The organism is Amycolatopsis sp. Hca4 (assembly GCF_013364075.1).
In the GTDB taxonomy this organism is placed as follows: Bacteria; Actinomycetota; Actinomycetes; order Mycobacteriales; family Pseudonocardiaceae; genus Amycolatopsis.
The window spans coordinates 2080125-2097382 of the sequence record NZ_CP054925.1 but is presented as its reverse complement, the minus strand read 5'-3'; the positions used below and the strand labels follow the sequence as shown (position 1 = coordinate 2097382).

Annotated in this window: 10 protein-coding genes and 1 pseudogene; 3 read left to right on the top strand and 8 right to left on the bottom strand. The window is 68.8% G+C overall.

Features of this window, described 5'->3' with window-relative positions; genetic code table 11:
- Positions 1 to 155: 155 nt before the first annotated feature.
- Positions 156 to 563 (top strand): annotated as a pseudogene (locus HUT10_RS09230) (MMPL family transporter); the annotation flags it as partial.
- Positions 564 to 583: 20 nt separating this feature from the next.
- On the opposite strand, the gene HUT10_RS09225 reads toward HUT10_RS09230, so the two are convergent.
- Together HUT10_RS09225 and HUT10_RS09220 are read right to left on the bottom strand one after the other, a co-directional pair.
- Positions 584 to 1087: a hypothetical protein gene (locus HUT10_RS09225; protein WP_176170794.1), complete on the bottom strand. Its 504-nt coding sequence runs from the start codon at positions 1085 to 1087 to the stop codon at positions 584 to 586.
- Complete coding sequence (locus tag HUT10_RS09220; protein WP_254896779.1) at positions 1084 to 8964, bottom strand: RHS repeat-associated core domain-containing protein; 7881 nt, start codon at positions 8962 to 8964, stop codon at positions 1084 to 1086. The genes HUT10_RS09225 and HUT10_RS09220 overlap by 4 nt, the downstream gene beginning before the upstream one ends.
- Here HUT10_RS09220 and HUT10_RS09215 point away from each other — a divergent pair.
- Together HUT10_RS09215 and HUT10_RS09210 are read left to right on the top strand one after the other, a co-directional pair.
- Positions 8878 to 9900: an IS630 family transposase gene (locus HUT10_RS09215; protein ID WP_176177743.1), complete on the top strand. Its 1023-nt coding sequence runs from the start codon at positions 8878 to 8880 to the stop codon at positions 9898 to 9900. The genes HUT10_RS09220 and HUT10_RS09215 overlap by 87 nt on opposite strands.
- 748 nt (positions 9901 to 10648) lie before the next feature.
- Positions 10649 to 11776 carry a hypothetical protein gene (locus tag HUT10_RS09210; protein WP_176170792.1) on the top strand — a complete coding sequence of 376 codons (1128 nt, stop codon included), beginning with the start codon at positions 10649 to 10651 and terminating at the stop codon, positions 11774 to 11776.
- Positions 11777 to 12442: 666 nt separating this feature from the next.
- On the opposite strand, the gene HUT10_RS09205 is transcribed toward HUT10_RS09210, so the two are convergent.
- The 6 genes from HUT10_RS09205 to HUT10_RS09180 form a co-directional block, all read right to left on the bottom strand.
- A complete protein-coding gene (locus tag HUT10_RS09205; RefSeq protein WP_176170791.1) occupies positions 12443 to 12904 on the bottom strand; it encodes a hypothetical protein in 462 nt (153 codons plus the stop codon).
- A gap of 2 nt (positions 12905 to 12906) precedes the next feature.
- The gene (locus HUT10_RS09200; RefSeq protein WP_176170790.1) at positions 12907 to 13416 is read right to left on the bottom strand and encodes a MarR family winged helix-turn-helix transcriptional regulator; all 510 of its coding nucleotides are present in this window, start codon (positions 13414 to 13416) and stop codon (positions 12907 to 12909) included.
- Between the two features lie 113 nt (positions 13417 to 13529).
- Positions 13530 to 13994 (bottom strand): sigma factor-like helix-turn-helix DNA-binding protein, encoded by a 465-nt coding sequence (locus HUT10_RS09195; protein WP_176170789.1) that lies wholly within the window; start codon positions 13992 to 13994, stop codon positions 13530 to 13532.
- Between the two features lie 616 nt (positions 13995 to 14610).
- The gene (locus HUT10_RS09190; RefSeq protein WP_176170788.1) at positions 14611 to 15204 is read right to left on the bottom strand and encodes a hypothetical protein; all 594 of its coding nucleotides are present in this window, start codon (positions 15202 to 15204) and stop codon (positions 14611 to 14613) included.
- A 25-nt stretch (positions 15205 to 15229) separates the two neighbouring features.
- Entirely contained in the window at positions 15230 to 15862 is a 633-nt protein-coding gene (locus HUT10_RS09185) for a hypothetical protein (protein WP_176170787.1), read from the bottom strand.
- Positions 15863 to 16042: 180 nt separating this feature from the next.
- Entirely contained in the window at positions 16043 to 17188 is a 1146-nt protein-coding gene (locus tag HUT10_RS09180; RefSeq protein ID WP_176170786.1) for a LacI family DNA-binding transcriptional regulator, read from the bottom strand.
- Positions 17189 to 17258 lie beyond the last annotated feature (70 nt).

Below are 17258 nucleotides of genomic sequence, written 5' to 3'. Positions count from 1 at the left end.
TGACCGCCGGCGACTGCTGTCCGGTGTGCGGCAACGAGCTGCCGGCCAGCGTGTACCGCCGCCGGTACTGCTCGATCCGACGCGTACGGCGCACCCCACACTCCGTCGGAACGGTTGGCTGTAGCCGTGGCAGCGCCCGGCGTGCCTGCCGCAGAATTCTGTTCGGGCTGGCCATGGACGACGAGGTTCTCCTCGTGTCCCGGATGCGCGAAGACTTCACGAACGGCGATTCACCCCGGCAGGCCACCCTCAACGGCATGGGCCACAGCGCGCGGGTCGTCACCGCCGCGGCGCTCATCATGATCGCGGTGTTCGCCAACTTCGTCCTCGTCGCGGACACGATCATCAAGGCCATCGGTTTCGCGCTCGCGATCGGCGTGGCGATCGACGCGTTCGTGGTCCGCTTGACCCTGGTTCCCGCGGTGATGGCACTGCTGGGCCGGTCCGCGTGGTGGCTGCCCCGCCGGCTCGACCGCATCCTGCCGGACATCGACGTCGAGGGGCACAGCCTGCGCCCGCACACCGCCGAAGAAGCGGACCCGGCACCACGCGTCACGGTCTGATCGCCGGCCGGTGCGGCCCCTTACAGGGTGCGAACCAGGCCGACAGCACGCTGCCATCGTGGGTCGCGGGAGAGTCCCTCTTCCGCGTCCTGCTGGCTGATCGGGCGCCCGGCGTCGCGGGCGAGGTCGTTGGCCAGCACGGTGAACGTGCCCTCCAGGTAGGTGCTGATCGTGTGGTGCGCCGTGGACGCGAGGTCGTCGTCGGACAGCGCGGCCACCAGCATCGTCACGAGGTCGAGAACGTGCTGCCACTCGTCGGACCCGTCGTCTTCCACATCGAACGCACTGAGGCCGGCGACGTCCTCCTCGGCGGCCACCTCGGCTCCCGAGGCGCGGGCCAGCGCCGTCGTGAGGGCGCCGCCGACCGTCATGTGCAGGTGCGGCCACTTCGCCCACCCGGGGCCGGCTTGGACGTAGACCCGCGCCCAGAGCGAAGCGCAGGCCACCCAGCCGTCCGCCGGGGGGCGGGTGGCCAGCGCGCCGGCCGCTTCGGCGGCCAGCGCGCTGATGTCGACCGAGGTCATTCAGCTCCTTCGAGCACTCCCTTGAGGAACGGTGCGCACTTGTCGCAGGGTATCGGTTTGTTCCTCGCGCCCCACGCGATGCCCCACCGCACCTGCTCGGCTCCTTCCGGGACGGCGGCGAGGATGTTCCGCTCGGCGTGCAGGCCGCCGCGGACGATGTTGGCCCGGGGAACACCCAGCTCGACCAGCTTCTCGATCTGGGCCGCGGACAGCCGGCCGCTGGAGCCCGCCGCGAAGATCTGCGTCGTGCCGTCGGCCAGCCTGGCCTCGTGGAGGGCCACCGTGGACATCGTGTGCCGGATTTCCCCGCCCTTCTCGAGCAGGGCCAGGTCGTGCACCTCGACCGCCGCCGCCCGCAGCGCGCCGGGTTGGGACAGGCCGCCGCCGATCAGGCCGGCCGAGCCCACCGCCCGGGTGGTCTGGCCGCCGCCGCCCGCCGTGGCGCCCAGTACCTGAGGTGCCTTGGTGGCCGCGGACATGCCCAGGGAGGCACCGAGCGCGACGACGGCTTCGCCGCGGTCGACGGTTTCCTTGCTCAGCCCGGTCGTGTGCTGGATGGCCAGGCTGGTCAGCGAGCTTTCGTCCTCGCCGGTCCACAGTTGCCGCAGGCCGGTGGCCGCGGTGTCGGCGCCGTGCACGAAGACCACGGCTCCGGCGACCGCCCCGACCCCGGTCCACGACGTGGCCGTGCCGAACGCGGCCCCGGTGGCGGCTTCGGAGAACCCGCCGACCAGCTTCAGCCCGCCCATCACGCGGTTCCACGTGCTGAGCCCGTCCGGGTCGGCCAGCCGCACCGGGTTGTCGGAGGCGTAGCTGTAGGAGGACAGGTTGAACGGCTGGGTGACGCCGCCGTTCGGCGTACCGTCCAAGTAGGAGCCGGTGGCGGGGTCGGCGCTCTGCCAGAGGTCCGTTCTCGGGTTGTAGTAGCGGGCGCCGTAGAAGTAGAACCCGGTCTCCTTGTCGAACTCCTTCCCGTTGTACTGGTAGGGCACCGGTTTCCGGGCTCTGGTCTCCTCGACCCAGCTTTCCCCGTAGGCGAAGTACTCCTGGTGGGAGGCGAGCTTGCCGCGTTCGTCGGTGACGTACGTGGCCGAGCCCAGCTGGTCGGGGTGGAAGTAGAACTGGTCGTGCTCGTAGCCGGAATCGCTGGCCTTCTTCGACAGCAGCCGGGTGTCGCCGACGAAGTAGTGCTTGACCGCCTTGCCGTCGACACGGCTGTAGGTGGTGCCGATCGAGACGTGGGTTTCCTCGCCGTCCTTGAGCACCCGGTTGCCGGCGTCGTCGTAGACGAACCGGACGGTGGGCTGCTCATGCCGGCCGTCGCAGGAAGCCGGGTCCTGGTCGACCGTGCTGCTTTCGTCGTCGAAGGCGCACTCGAGCCGGTTTTCCTCGTCCCAGACGTACTGGGTCCGCTTGCCTCCGCTGGTGTCGGCGGCGGCCAGCACCACGGCGTCGGTGCTCCGGCCGGCGGTGATGGCGATCAGGTTGCCACCGGCGTCGTACTTCTGGGTGTCGGTGCCGATCTTGCTGGGTGCGTGCGGCAGTGCCGAGTACGTGTACTTCTGCGTGTAGCTGGTGTTGTACTGCGGCTGGGTGACACCCGACGTGGTGGTGAGGTCGTGTTTCTGGGTCTTGCCGGTGGTGTTGTTCAGGGTGTCGTAGGTGAGGTCCAGCTGGTAGTGGTTGAGCTTGTCGTTGTCGTTGCGGTACGACCCCGTCGCCGAGGTGAGCCGGTAGAGGTCGTCGTAGCCGTAGGTCTGGGTGCTGGGCCCGCCGAGTTCCTTGGCACCGGGCACGGCGACGTCGTTGGTCAGCGTCGTGACGTTGCCGACCTTGTCGTAGCCGTAGGAGAGGTTCTGGAACTCCCGCCCGTCGGGCTGGTCCGACTTCAGCGTGGCCAGGCGCCGGTCGGTGTCGTTGTAGGCATAGGTGGTCCGGACGCCGTTTCCGGTTTCCTGCAGCACCTTCTGGTTGAACTTGTCGTAGTCCATCCGGGCCAGGTACTTGTACTGGTTGCCGTTCTTGACCCCGGTGGCCGTGGTGACCTGCCCGCCGGTGTCGTAGCCGTAGGTCAGCTCCTCCCCGTCGGGGTAGGTGGTTTCCAGCACCCGGTTCCAGGTGTCGTACCGGGTCGTCGTGGTGAACGACTGCCCGCGGTCTTCCCAGGTGCCCACGTCTTTGCCGAGCGTGCGGGTCTCCCGCGTCAGCTCACCGAGTGGGCCGTAGCCGCGGGTGACGGTGCCGGCGGCGTCGTGGATCGACGTGATCCGGCCCGCGCCGTTCTCCGGGGCGCCCAGCGCGCCGTAGGTGTAGGTGACGTTGTTGCCGCTGAACACCGGGTACCGGATCGCGGTCAGCCGGGTGAATTCGTAGTCGTATTGGATCGCCTTGCGTTGCGCGCGCAGGGTCGGCGTGACCTTGCTGACGATGTTGTCGGCCAGGTCGTAGCCGGACTCGACCTTCCCGGAGTCCGGGCTGTCCACGACCGTCCGGCGGCCGAAGTTGTCGTAGGCCGCCTTGGTCGTGTTGCCGCGGTCGTCGACGACGGACGTGATCTGGCCCATCGCGTCGTAGTCGTAGCTGGTCCAGATCACTGGCTGGCTACCAGCGGGATTGGCCTCCAGGACCGCCGTGGTCAGCTGCCGCGTGTCGGAGTAACTGCGGCGCTGCTTGCCGTTGGCGTCGGTGGAGACCGTCTCGAACCGGGTGGTGCCGGACCGGTCGGCGCCGAACCCGAACGACGTCGAGGAGACGCTGCCGTCCGGGATCACCGTGCTGGTCGTGCGGTCGAGGATGTCGTAGCCCAGCCGCGTCGGCGCGACGGAGTCCACGGCGGGGTTGAAGACGTAGTTTTTGTCTCCCTTGGGTTCGGTGACCGGGTAGTACTGTTCGACGGCCCGCCCGGCGAAGTCGTAGACGGTGTGCCCGGACACGGTCATCACCGCTTCCGGGGTCACCCCGGGCGCGGGCGCGACGCTGGCGTCCTTCTTGGTCTGCAGCACCCGGCCGAGCCCGTCGGTGAACTGCACGGTGTCGATCGTGTCGTCGCGGACGCCGCCGGCGGTCGTGTCGATGTGCCGGCTGACCGCGTACGGCACCGGTGCTTCCGGGTGGTACTCGAAGCTGACGGTCACCCGGTTGTCCGGGATTTCGTACGGCCCGGCCACGAAGGACACCCGGCCGAACCGGTCGTAGTCGGTGTGGACGCGCTGGAAGTTCTTGTCCAGCGTCGTTTCCGGCAGGCCGTACTTGTAGTTGTGCGTGATGGCCGTGCGATAGCCGTAACTGTCCACAATGGTTTCGATGTGGACGCCGACCACCGGGTCGTAGCCGTAGTCCAGCCGGTACCGCTGACCGGCCTTGTTCACCGGCCCGACGACGGCCTTGAGGTTGCCGTTGCCGAGGTACTCCATGTCGGTGACGGCCTTCGAGCCGTCGGCCAGTATCGCCCGCACCTGCCGGACTTCCCCGGTGGCGCAGTCTATTGTGGACTCTCGATGCCGGGTTGTCGTCTTCGTGGCGGCGGCGACCACGTCCACGACGTCGGGCAGGCCCACGATGTTGCGGTCCCGGCAGGCGGCGTCGGCCGCCGTGTACTGCATGCGGGTCTCGACGTCGTCGGCGGTCCCGGTGTCCGCGGTGTCCAGGACGCGGGTCAGGTTGCCGAACTGGTCGTACTCGTTGTCGGTGGCGGTCGTCTTGCCCGCGGCCGCGCCGCCCTCGTAGAAGCGCTGCTCGGTGTGGGCCAGCAGCGGGAACACCGTGGCGCTCGTGCTGGCCGGGTCGGCGACCTTGCCGGTGGCCACGTCCCGCAGGACATAGCTGTTGAGCGTTTCGGTGAACAGGTGGCCGCCGCCGTCGGCGGTGTAGGTGCGGGTGAACAGGCCGCGCGTGTAGACCGAGTCGGTGCGGTACTCGCTGGTGGTGCTGCGGTAGACCGCGTCGCCGTCGCGCTGCTCGCTGACGACCCGCCCGTAGCCGAGGAACTGCCGCTCCAGCCGATCGAACCGACCGTCGGCGTAGTGGAACGTGGACACCTGGAAGTCCTGGCCGTCACCCGGGTGGCCGTCGAACAGCGTCGTGCGCGAGAGCACCCAGCGCGACTGCGGCAGGTTCTCGGTGTTGCCGTCGCGGGTGTAGTCCAGTTCGAAGCGGGCGCCCAGCGGACGGCTCACCGAGCGCAGCAGGTTCGTGCGCCCGGTCCGGTTCTCCGCGACGACCAGCTCGTCGTCCCGGGTGGAGCGGACCTGGTCGGCGTACCCGTCACCGTTGACGTCCCGCAGCGCGACCTCGGACCGCCCGATACCGCGGGAGGTGTCCGCACCGGGGTTGAACACGACGCAAGCGCCGGCCAGGATGCCCAGGCAGAACCCGAACGTGAAGTAAGCACCGGCGCCGAGGCCCGCGTTCGTATCGGTGGTGATCCCGGCCTGGCTGCCCCCTAACGGCGTCGGAGCTGTGAAGCCGCTGCCGGTGTTGATCGCGACGGACAAGGGCTGCCCGTCGCGGGAGAACACCCGGTCCGGCAGGCCGTCGCCGGTGACGTCCTGCAGCCCGGCTTCGGTCTTCGCCTGGCCGCTCGTGGCCGAGACGCCACCGGCGAGACCGTAGAAGTCCGTGTTGAAGCCGAGGTCGACTCCGCTGCTGCGGCTGTTCGAATCTGCGAGCGGCCCGCCCGGCCACGGCTCGGGCGCCGCGAACCGGTACCCGAGGTTGAGCGCCGCAGTCCCGTCGCTGTAGACGCGGTCCGGCAGCGTGTCGCCGTTGATGTCGAGCAGGTCGAACGCGGCGCCGGACTGGCCGCCGCCGACGCTGCCGCCGATGCCGAGGCTCGGCAGCTCACTGCCGGACTGCGCCGTGGTGGCGGGCTTGTCCGCCGCGGGCGCGGACATTCCACGTCCGTTGGGTTCGGTCCGCGCGGGGCTGCCGGCGTTCGCGGACGCGGTGAACGCGGTGGAGTCGGACTCGCGCACGCTGCCGGTACCGAGGCTGCCGCGGGTCGCGCCGAGCCCGCCGGTCACGTCGGAGTACTGGATCCCGGCCGGGCCGACGACGTCGGGGAAGCGGTCGCCGTTGAGGTCGAGGAAGTCCACCTGCCCGGAACTGCGGCCGCGGGCGACGCTCGCCCCGGCCCCGATCGGGACGCCGGGAATGCTCGCGCCGAACGTGGTCGAGATCTGCTGGATGCGGGCCACTCGGGACACGCCGGTCGCGCCGGCGATGTCGGCGTCCTGGGCGACGTCGATGCGGTCGGTGCCCCACCGCGACGAGGCCGCCGAGCCGGCGCCGACCCAGGTGTTGCCGTCGTCGCTGCCCCAGCGCTCGAGCGCGGGCCGCGGCGCGAGCACGACCGCGTTCGGCTTGCTGACGCGCCCGTCGAAGCCCGGCACGTCGGATTCCTTGGGCGCGCCCGGGATCTTGTCGCGGTAGCTCGCGTCGATCACGAGATCGGACTGCTTGATCGGCGCGGTCGCCCGGTCGCGGTTGCCCTGGTAGCCGATGGCCGCCCAGCCGCGGTAGGGCGCGGCGAAGGCGCCTTGCTCCGCTGCGGCGTGCAGGGCGCTCGGGACCGGCGTGAACGTCGTGCCGTCGGTGCTGACCGACGCCGACTGGCCGGTCACCTTGGCCGGGAGCCCGGGGTCGAGTGTGGAGAAGTCGAAGAACAGCTCGTCACCCGCGGTCACCGGCACGGTCACCCGCAGGGACTCCGGTGCGGGCACCTGGCCGCCCGCAACGTCGATGACGCGCTTGGCCAGCAGCGCTCCCCGGCGCTTGACGGTGAACACGACGTGCGCGTCCCCGGCGAGCGCCAGGTTCGGTTCGACGACGAGGTCGCCGGTGCGGTCCGCGGTGTAGGTCCCCTGCGGCGCGGTGGCCGTGTCGACCGGGTAGAGGTCCAGGTCGAACGGCGGGTCGATGACGAGGGTGGGGTTGCCTTGCTGGTCGACGACCGGCACGCCGCCTTCGGCCGCGGTGTAGTGGGCCGACGGCACCCAGTGCAGCGTCCCCGCGTCGATGGGGGAGTCCACCTTGAGCCGCCAGGACAGCGTGTCGCCGGCCGACACCGGGATGTCCAGGTCGATCGGCACGGTCGTCGCGCTGGCCGCGGGCAGGGTGCGGCTGAAGACGTCGGTGCCGTTGCGGGTGATCACCACGGCGACGTCGTCGGTCGTCGGGCCGACCTTGGACACGTCCCCGGAGAGGTGGAGCGTGCCGGTCACGGGAGCGGTGACCGTCGAGGGGCGGCCACCGAGGGTGAAGTCGCGGGAGGCGAGGTAGCGGTAGACGTCGAGGCTGTTGACGTCGGTCGCCGGTGTGACGCCGGTGTAGGTGACGTCGGGGTCCCAGTTGACCTGGTCGAAGCGGCCGTCGGCGACGGATTGGACGCGGAAGTAGAGCCGGTCGCCGCGGTGCACGGCGACACTGTCCACACCGGACGGAACGTAGGTGTTGTGGTCGCGTGCGGTGATCCGCTGCGCCCACAGTTCCGTGTCCTCCTGCTGCACGGCCACCCGGACGCCGTCGGCGGCGCGGTCGTCCCCGGGATCGGACGTCAGCTTCGCCCCGCCGGCGATCCGGACGGTGCCGTCGTAGGGCGCGACCCACCGGCGCACGCTGTCGAGCAGCGGGAAGGCGTCGACCTGCCGTTCGATCTCCGCGGTCTGGTCGCCGACGATCGTCCCGTTCACGGTCCCGCCGCCGATCGGCACCGGCGTGTCGTTGCTGTTGGCGCTGTAAACCGGGTTGCCCTGGGCGTCCAGGTGACCGAACAGCACGCTGCCGCCGGTGACCAGGTCGGCGATGCCGTCCCCGTTGACGTCGGTGAGGTATCGGTCGGTGCGCGTGGTGGTCGAGACGTGGTCCAGCTGCGCGGCCACGCCGAAGTACGCCTCGGCGCCCGAGGTCGTCGACCGCGTCGACTCTTCGGAGATGCCGGGCAGGCCCGGGAGCCTGATCGGGGTGTCGCCGAACTTCGGCGCGCCACCGGGCCCGGACAGGCTTGGCCGGTAGAACACTCCGGCGCCGGTCCGGAACACCTTGTCCGGCAACGAGTCGCCGTTGACGTCGGTCAGGGACAGCAGCCCCTCGGACGTGCCGGCGTTGAAGCCGACCTTGGCGCCCGCGGAGCCGGACTTGCTCACCACGGCCGGGTTGAAGCCGACGTAGAGGTGGCCGCCGGTGCTGCGCGAGGTGGTCGCCGACAGCGCGCTCGCGTGCCCGTCGGGAACGCTTTCGCCGAGCGAGTCGCCCGGCACGCTCCACCCGGCCGCCGGCCCGAACGCCTGGTACTGGCCGTCGGCGGAGCGGATGTCGTCGTAGTAGTCGAACGTGTGGGTGGTGAACGGCGAGCCGTCCTCGCCGAACTGGGTCACCGACTGCAGCAGGGTCTTGGCGAACGCGCCGGTGCGGTAGTTCAGTTCGTAGGCGCGGATCGGCTTGTCGTCGAGCAGGATGTCGACCCGGCGCAGGAGGTCGGCGGTGACCTGCTTGAAGCCGTTGCGCGCATCGATCACGACGTCCGGCCGCCGGGGCTCGCCGCGGTCCCGGTCACGGGTGAAGGTGATGCTGTAGCGGCCTTCGATCTTGCCCTGGCCGGTGTAGGTGATCTTCTTGGCATACAGCGCGACGCCGGGCACGGTCCCGCCGGTGACGCCCGGGTCGGTCACGCGGACGTGGTGGTAGCGCACGAAGTTGTCGTGGGTGTCACGGGTTTCGCTCAGCGCCCAGACCCCGATGTCTCCCGCGTCGTCGGTGAGCGTGGTGCTGTCCGCCGTGGCCGCGGCCGAGCGGTGTTGGAGTCGTGGACACGGTCGCGGGCAATCCGGGCCAGTGATGTCGAGCGGGCCCGGATTGTGCTGGCGGTCGCGGACGGGCATGGAACGGCGGGCACGGCTCGGCTGGTCGGGGTTTCGCGTCCGACGGTGATCAAGTGGCGTGACCGGTTCGCCGCGCATGGCTTGGCGGGATTGGATGACGAGCCTCGGCCCGGGCGACCGAAGATCGTGGACGATGCCGGGATCATCGCGGCCACGCTCGAGCCGCCGCCGGAGGCGTTGGCGGTCACGCACTGGTCGAGCCGGCTTTTGGGCCGGCACCTGGGTGTCGGCGACGCGACCATCGCCAGGGCGTGGCGCAAATATCATGTGCAGCCGTGGCGGCAGGAGACGTTCAAGTTCTCCACCGACCCGGAACTGGAGGCCAAGGTCCGGGACGTGGTCAGCCTTTACCTGAACCCGCCCGAGAAAGCGGTGGTGCTGTGCGTGGACGAGAAGTCCCAGATCCAGGCGCTCAACCGCACCGCGCCGATGCTGCCACTGCGCCCAGGGCTGCCGGAGAAGGCCACCCACGACTGCAAACGCAACGGGACCACGACCTTGTTCGCGGCATTGGAGATGGCGACGGGGAAGGTCACCGATCAGTGCTACGACCGGCACGGCAAGGCCGAGTTCCTCGACTTCCTCAAAAAGGTAGCCAAGGCCTACCCGCGCCGCGAACTACACGTCGTGCTGGACAACTACCACACCCACAAGCACGCCGACATCAACACCTGGCTGGCCAGGAACCCGAGGATCACACTGCACTTCACACCGACCTCGGGTTCCTGGCTCAACCTGGTCGAAGTGTTCTTCGGCATCATCACCCGCCAGGCGATCCGCCGCGGATCCTTCGACAGCGTCAAAGAACTCGTGGCCGCGATCCGCGGCTTCATCGCTGGCTGGAACCAACGCTGCCACCCGTTCACCTGGACCAAGACTGCCGACGAGATCCTGCCCCACGCCACCCGCCAACGAACTTCAGACGCGCGACACTAGGTGGGCTAGAATTCTGTGGCGAAGATAGCTATGCCGTTTCATGAACACAATCACCCGTATCGGGGGCGACCTGGCGTGGTCGGGGTGGACGTGGTTGAGCGGGATCGCGGTCGGCCGCTCGACCGGCGGCCGGGCTCTCTGGGGATGTGAGCCCCGGCGCGATCGATGACCGTCACCTGAGCGGAATGACGTCGCCGAGCCTGGAATCGTGGCCGGCTTCGGTGGCGGGTGTCGAGCAGTGGCGTCTCCGCTGAGCACGTGGGGGTTCGGAGCCCGCAGCACTCGCACCGATCACGTCCAATACACCGTGTTCTGCGGTTCAGCTCAAGGGGTGCGGAAGGTGAGCCAGTCACCGACGATGCCGATAGAAAGCTGTGATGTCCCAGCGGTGTCGGAGAGTCCGATATCCTGTCAAGTCGGCGAATCACCGTCAATTCCCTGTGTCGATCTTGACGGTAGAGCTCTCCTCGGGAGCGTTTGTCGCAAGGTGTTCGTTCTGCTGGGAATGCCGTCTGGCGGGAATGCTTACCTGTGCGAAAATGACAACACGGACTAACGTGAAGATTTTTCGTCTCAATTTTCCGGGGAGATCCGGCGCATTCTTCTCGATTCGGACAGTGCCGGTGGTTGCTGTCGTGGATTTCTCTTATGCTGAAGACCGGCTCAACGACTGGTGAATTGCGTGGTTCATCGGCTTCGGCTGTGGTGTATAGCCGCAGTTCGATCTGTGTTCGGAAGGGAGACCCTGGTGTCGGTCGATCATCGGTCGTCGCAGGTAGGCCTGTCCAGATCCTGGTTGCACAGTCTGGCCGGAGTGCTCACCCGGCTGGCCGAAACCGGCCCCGGCGACCAGACGCTCGACGCGTTGGTCACCACGGCCCGCGAACGGACCGGCTCGAGCTCGGGAAGCGTCACTCTGTGCGTGCCGCAACCCGGGTGGCTGCGCATCGCCGCCGCATCCGGCGGGGAAGCGCAGTGGCGCGGGCGCATGATTCCGTTCACCGGGTCGTTGTCGGCCTTGACCCGGCGAGATGGACAGGCCGTGCGGCTGCGGGACTGCAGCCTGGACGGATCGGCGCTGCAGTCGGCGCGCAGCGTCCACATCGGCCCGGCCATGCTGAGCCCCCTGGCCGGCCCTGACAACACCTGGGACGGCGCGCTACTGGTCGGACGCCCGGTCGGCGGTCTCCCGTACTCCGACGCCGACCTTCAAGCATTCACCGCGTTCACGACGGCCGCGTGGACGGCCATCAGCGGCGCAATCGACCGCGAAACCCGCGCCCGCGACCTGCGCCTCGCGCACGACGACCAGCACGTCGACACCGTCCGGCAGATCACGTCAGCGCCTCTCGTTCAGCTACGAGGGGCGCTCGCCGAACTTCACCGGCAGGCACCCGAAAGCCTCATCGAGCACATCCGGGGCACTCTTCTGCTCGCGGATCGGGTACATGACGACCTCACCGCGCTCGCCGACGCCGTCGCACCGGCCCAGAGCGGCCCGCTCCTCGCTCATCTGCTCCACGTCTGCGACGTCGTCGCCCGGCCGCTGGGCCTGGCCGAACAGATCACGGTGCCCGGCGAGCTACCTCGCGATCTGCCCCCGCTGCTCGTCTCCCGGATAGGGCGTCTGCTGACCGCCGCGCTCTTGTTGGCCGACACTTGCGGCTACACCCGCAGCGTGGACATCCGCGCCTGGAGCACCGAACACAGGCAACTGGCTCTCACCGTTGCTTACCTCGGGCGGGTCGCCGCCGTCGAGGATCCTGCGCGCTGCTCGCTGAACGTGCTGGCCGAGCAGCTCGGCGGCATCCTGCACGTCACGTCCGAAGCCGGCGAACGCGTGCGCGTGTCCTGGACCTCCGACCCTCTGATGTGATCGAGGGCATCGGCTTTCCGGCGCGCTGGGCCCGGTCGTTGTCGAGCAGCCGACCGGCGGGCCCGAAATTACCTTCATGCAATGGCCCAGGTACAACCGACCTCGGTTCGACTTGGTGTGCAAGGTTGAGCGGCGCGGACCGTAGCCCGATCGCGGTGAGCCGTCCTGGCGCTTCGCGACTGCCGTTGAGCGTGTCCGGCCTCATGGAGGACCCGCGGTGGCACATCACCACGACACCGGGACGACAGTGGGTCACGGCCGAATGTCACGTCACGCGCCAGGGCCGAAGCTGGACGGTCGGTTTGACGCCCGCGCCAGCGGAGGAGGTGGCGTTGATCGTCTGGTGTGACGGCGATGTCGTCGGTCGTGTCCGCGGGCCCGGGCCGAGATGTGTGCAGCTGCGGTCCACTGGGTCGATGGACGCACTCCGGCCACGCAGGGTGATAATGCCGCGGCCGCGCGCGCTGCGGCCAGTCGATGTTGACGCCCGGGTGTGACGTCCCGAGATCGCAACCGGAGCAGTACCCCACCTCCGCTTCACGGTGACAGTGCCGGTCGCGCCCGAACCGCGCACGGGAATGCCAGGTTCTTGGTGGCGGCGCACACGGTGCCGGTGCCGGGTGCTGTCAGGGCCGCGCGCGTGGGTTCGACTCGATCCCGGGCTGGTCATGTGCGCTTCGCGAAGAATTCACGGGCCGAGGAGGGGGTCCAGAGCAGGGCGACGACGAGTAACTGTGCGGCGCCGACAGCGGGGATGACGGCGTGGAACATCGGCGACGACGACCAGGACACGACGCTGAACACGACCGACAGAACCTGGGAGACCGTGGCGAGCCGACGGGTCCACGACCGTGCTGTGGCCAGCTTCCATGCGGTCAGCAGGCACACCGCCAGCAGAATGCCGTGGAAGACCGCTCCGGCAGTCACAGCGACGGTCGCCGATCTCGCGACCTCGGTCGCGGCGAGTTCAGGGTGTTGGGAGGCGATCTGGTCGCGCAGAGCGCTTCTGTCGATCCCCAGCACCACAGCTGTGACCAGATGACTGATCGCTATGGCGGCCAGCAATACTCGTGCCGACTGTACAGCCCCGGGTATTCGTGTGGCCCGGGCCAGGGTGGATGACTCCATGGCTAGTTCTCCTTCTCTTGAGGCTTTGCTGCGGTTCGCCCGCGGAGCCAGCGTGGGCCGGTCCCGCGTCCGGCCGTGCTTCGGGCCGTGTCGCTTCGTTGCGCCCACGCCTGGTTGAGGCGGGTGATCAGCCGCAGCGCGGTGGACACGTCGGCGTCCGGCCAGTCGGCGATCACATCGGCGAACACGGCGGCTCCAGCCGCGACTGCGGCGTTGACCTCTGCGTGGCCTGCTTCGCTCTGGCGCACGAGGAAGGTGCGGGAGTCGTGGGGATCGGGCTCCACGATTACTTGCCTCGCCCGTTCCAGCGCGGTCAGGTGCCGGCTGGTCGCCGAGGCGGTGAGACCGAGTTCGGCGGCGATCGTGCTCGGGCGGACAGGGCCGAGGGCGGCCACGGTCCCCAGCACCCGGATCCGGGTCAGGTCCAGGTGCCGGGAAATCCGGCGATGTCCCTGGTCGATGAGCTCCATGACCGCGCGGGCCAGCTCGACACTATCGTTTCGTTGCGGCACGAAATAATATTAGCATGCGAAGCGGGCATGGGGGTTCATCGATCATCGGCCTCGGCTATCCGTCCGGTTGTGACACAGTCAGGCGGGTGCCGCCCGACCACGCGTCTCGCCGATCAGCGCTGCGCGCCGTGCCGTTCGCCCAGGAACAGCAGGCTCTCCCGGAGCGCCTCGGCGACGGTTTCGGGGGCCAGCTCAAGGAGAGATGCGATCTCGCGGTAGGTCTGACCGCCGCAGTAGGCGAGCAGGATGGCTTCGCGTTGCGTTGAGGTGAGCGCATTGAAGGCGGACTCATCGAACCCGTGGGCCGCTGTGCAGGGCACGACCGCGCGAGGTGCCGGCTGGGCGCGGACGTGAGCGACTGCGTGCCGGTGCGCGAGTGCCAGGGCCCAGGTGTGGACGCTGCCGTCGGCGGGGTGGTAGCGGTGGGCGGTGTATCGAAGCTCGACCAGCACTTGCTGGGTCAGCCGCTCGGCGGTCTCTCGCTCGGTCACGACATGGCCGATTGCGGCCAGGATCGGTCCGGCCAGCTGATCGACCAGCTGGCCGAACGCCGGCTTGTTCCCCTCGGCAGCCAGCATGATCAGCTGCTCCGGCCGAAGGGCCCGGAGCTTGCGTCGCGCAGGTCGGGGACGACGTTGGCAGGGTGATTCGCCGTTGCCGTCGCGACGCCGGGGCTGGACCGCTTGGATCACGTCAGACCGCTTTCCGGGGTAATCGGGGTGCGTGCGATCGCAGGCACTCTGCTCCTTGTTCCCTGTCGGTGGCGGCGCGAAACCATCCGTAGGGCGGCCCGCCAGGCCGCTCGCCGTCTGAACAGCAATGCGACCAGCCGACGCCGACGAGGTCCGGACTCCGGCTGGGTTCTCCACGTGGATCGCCCGTCTCATCGCCGACGCGAGCCGCACGTGCCGGTGGATTGTCGAGGACTATCCCTTACTCGACGGATCGTCCTGCGGGACGGAACGTGCGAGTTCGCCGCCCCGGCCACGTCGGTTGCGTACCCGGCCGGCCGGGTACGCAGCTTGGGCACGGGGGAGATGCTGGCGGAGGCCGCCCGGCACGCGGCATGGACCACGTGGTGCTGGTTTGCGTGGCGAGGGCACGGCATCGGCCAAGACGATCGAACGGCCAGGCGAAGTTTTCGAGAGCTTCGGCGACGCGGTGGGTCCGGGTGTGCCGGACCCACCGCGGTGATCAGCTGAGGTCGATGGCCATCGACCTGTTGTCGATCGCGGGGTCCAAGCGCGGCGAGTCGGCCTTCCACGGCCCGAAGCGGTCTTGCTGACCGTTGTAGAGCCAGATCCAGCAGTTCGCCCACGCTTGTACCGAGGACACCTTGTTCTGCCAGTAGCGTGGGTTGAAGCTCCAGGCGTAGTCGACCTTGTTGTCCTTCACACAGGGTTTGGCGACCATGAAGGTGTACGACGAGCCGGTGTAGTCGTAGCCGTCGAAGATGACGGCTCCGATCACCGGAACACCCGATGCGATGGCCGCGTGGATGCGCGTTTCCGCGGGTGATCGCCGTGTGTCCCCGGACACGGCCGACATCCGGCTGGTGAAGCCTGGGTCGTGGGCCGCTTGCCGCGTGTCTTCCGGTGCGTCGGTGATCCGGCTGCCGGTGGCATAGGCCATCGCCTGCCGGTATGACCCGAAGCAAACGGAACTGCCTTTCACATCGGCGACGCAGTGTCGCGCCTGGGCAGTGCCGGCGTGGGCCGAGGCCGGTGCGGCGATCATCGACGCCGCGAGAGCGGCGAAGACGCCGGCTAGAATCCGATATTTCTTCATGTCGTTCTCGTTTCCGAAGTTCAGATCAGGATCCGCAGTAGGTGCGACGCTCCGCGGCGGTCATCGCCCGCGTGTGCGCCACGGTCACGTTTCCGCTGTTGTCCTTGATCGGACCGGTGAGGTGGGCGTTGTTGACGTACCAGAAGTAGTGGCCCCATTTGCGCGAGCCGTAGTGGATCTCGAACGTCCCGGTGAGGTCGAGGTTGACGATCCGCTGGGAAATCCAGCCGAACGCTCGCGGCGGGATGTTGACCGTCGTGGCTGCGCTGGTGGTCTTGGTGTCGGTGTAGGCCTCGCCGTAGGTGGCGCTGACACCGACTTTGACCACCTCGGCGATCTCGACGTCGGCGCTCGCCGTGACCGACCAGGACTTGGTCGTTCCCCAGGTGTGCGAGCCGCTCACCTGGTGGGCGGCGGCGAGCGTCGAGCAGTTCGCCACAAGTCCGCTGATCCGGTTTTCGGGCGTATACGTCCGCTTGCCGCTGCTGGGGTGGAAGACGCACAGATCTCGCGCCCCCTTGTTGCCGCAGTCCTGCATGAGCTGCTGGACCGTCGGCTGATCCGCGGCATTCGCCGCGGGGGCACCGATCGCGCCGGCGGCGGCCATTGCGGCGAGTACCGTCGCTGTCGTGGCGGTCTTCTTGAGAGAAAGGCGCACTGGTCACTCCCGTGTCGGTGGTGAATGCGAGGAATGGACCCGATGAACAGTTCGGCGAATATCCGGGGATCTCTTACCGGGCCGGGATCAGTGTGTTCCGGACCCGGCCATCGGGTCCATAGTAAAAATTCGGATTCCGGATCGGTGTGGCATTCCGCCTGCCACGGAGGCGCGTCGAGCTCAGCTTGCCTGGTTCGCCGGCGCGGCCGTGCTTCGCCGGACCACGAGGTGGGTGGGGGCCACGATCCCGCGGGAAGGCGCCGGACCGGACAGTTGTTCCAGAACGAGCTGCGCGAGCAGCTTGCCCTCGTCGAGCACCGGCTGCGCGACGGTGGTCAGCTCCAAGGACTCGGCGAGCTCGTGGTCGTCGAAGCCGATCAGCGAAACGTCGCCGGGAACGGCCAAGCCGTGCCGACGCAGGGAGCCCAACGCGCCGAGAGCCATTTCGTCGGACATGGCGAACACCGCGGTGGGCCGTTCCCGCACGCTGAGCAGCTTCGACATCGCGCGGTCCCCGCCGGCGGCGGTGAAACCACCGGCGGCTTCCCACTCGGGGCGCGGGTGGATCCCCGCCTCCGCGAGAGCGTCGAGATAGCCGCTGCGACGCAGATCGGGGGCGGTGAATCCCAGCTCGGCCGGCGTTCCGCCGGAGATGAGAGCGATGTCCCGATGCCCGAGGTTGACCAGGTGCCGCACGGCGGTTGCCGCGGCGGTCCGGTCGTCGATGCTGACCGAGGAGAAACCGTCGACGTGGTGTCCCAGCATTGCGACGGGCACCTTTAGCTGCCCCAGCGCCGCGACCTCGGCCGGTTGCAGGGGCAGGCACAGCACGACGACCGCGTCCACGCGCCGCCGCATCGGCAGTTCTTCGAAGAACCGGGTGCGCTGGGCCTCGTCCCGGCCGACGCTGTAGAGCACGATGTCCAAGCCGTACCGGCGAAGTTCCTGCTCGGCGCTCACGATGATCTTGCTGAAGAACCACCGGTCGACGAACGGGACCACCATGCCCACCGAGTTCGTTCGGCCGGAGGCGAAGCTGGAGGCGTTGAACGCGGCGACGTACCCGAGTTCACGGGCTGCGCGCGCGACCCGCTCCCGCGTTTCCGGGGCTACGGAGGTGAGGCCTCGCAGGGCGCGCGACACCGTCGCCGTGGAGACCCCGGCGACGTTCGCTACGTCCTTGAGTGAAACCTCGTCCGCCACTCGGGTTCTCGGGCCTCCTCTTGCGCGGTCCTCTTCACGAGACGCTACTACGTCGCCGCCGTCGAGCAGCTGGATGTTCCTCGGCCGGGTGGCGTCCGGGTGGCCGGCGGGCTTGCTGGTCATCTCGCGGTTACGATTCGCCGGGGTGGCGGGAGCGGGCCGTCACGTGCACGAGGAGGACAGGGCGGTTGGC

Excerpts from the sequence above, each read along its gene's own strand:
- HUT10_RS09225 (WP_176170794.1), bottom strand. The coding sequence starts at position 1,087 with ATGACCTCGGTCGACATCAGCGCGCTGGCCGCCGAAGCGGCCGGCGCG.
- HUT10_RS09220 (WP_254896779.1), bottom strand. The coding sequence starts at position 8,964 with ATGCCCGTCCGCGACCGCCAGCACAATCCGGGCCCGCTCGACATCACT.
- HUT10_RS09205 (WP_176170791.1), bottom strand. The coding sequence starts at position 12,904 with ATGGAGTCATCCACCCTGGCCCGGGCCACACGAATACCCGGGGCTGTA.
- HUT10_RS09195 (WP_176170789.1), bottom strand. The coding sequence starts at position 13,994 with ATGCTGGCTGCCGAGGGGAACAAGCCGGCGTTCGGCCAGCTGGTCGAT.
- HUT10_RS09190 (WP_176170788.1), bottom strand. The coding sequence starts at position 15,204 with ATGAAGAAATATCGGATTCTAGCCGGCGTCTTCGCCGCTCTCGCGGCG.
- HUT10_RS09180 (WP_176170786.1), bottom strand. The coding sequence starts at position 17,188 with ATGACCAGCAAGCCCGCCGGCCACCCGGACGCCACCCGGCCGAGGAAC.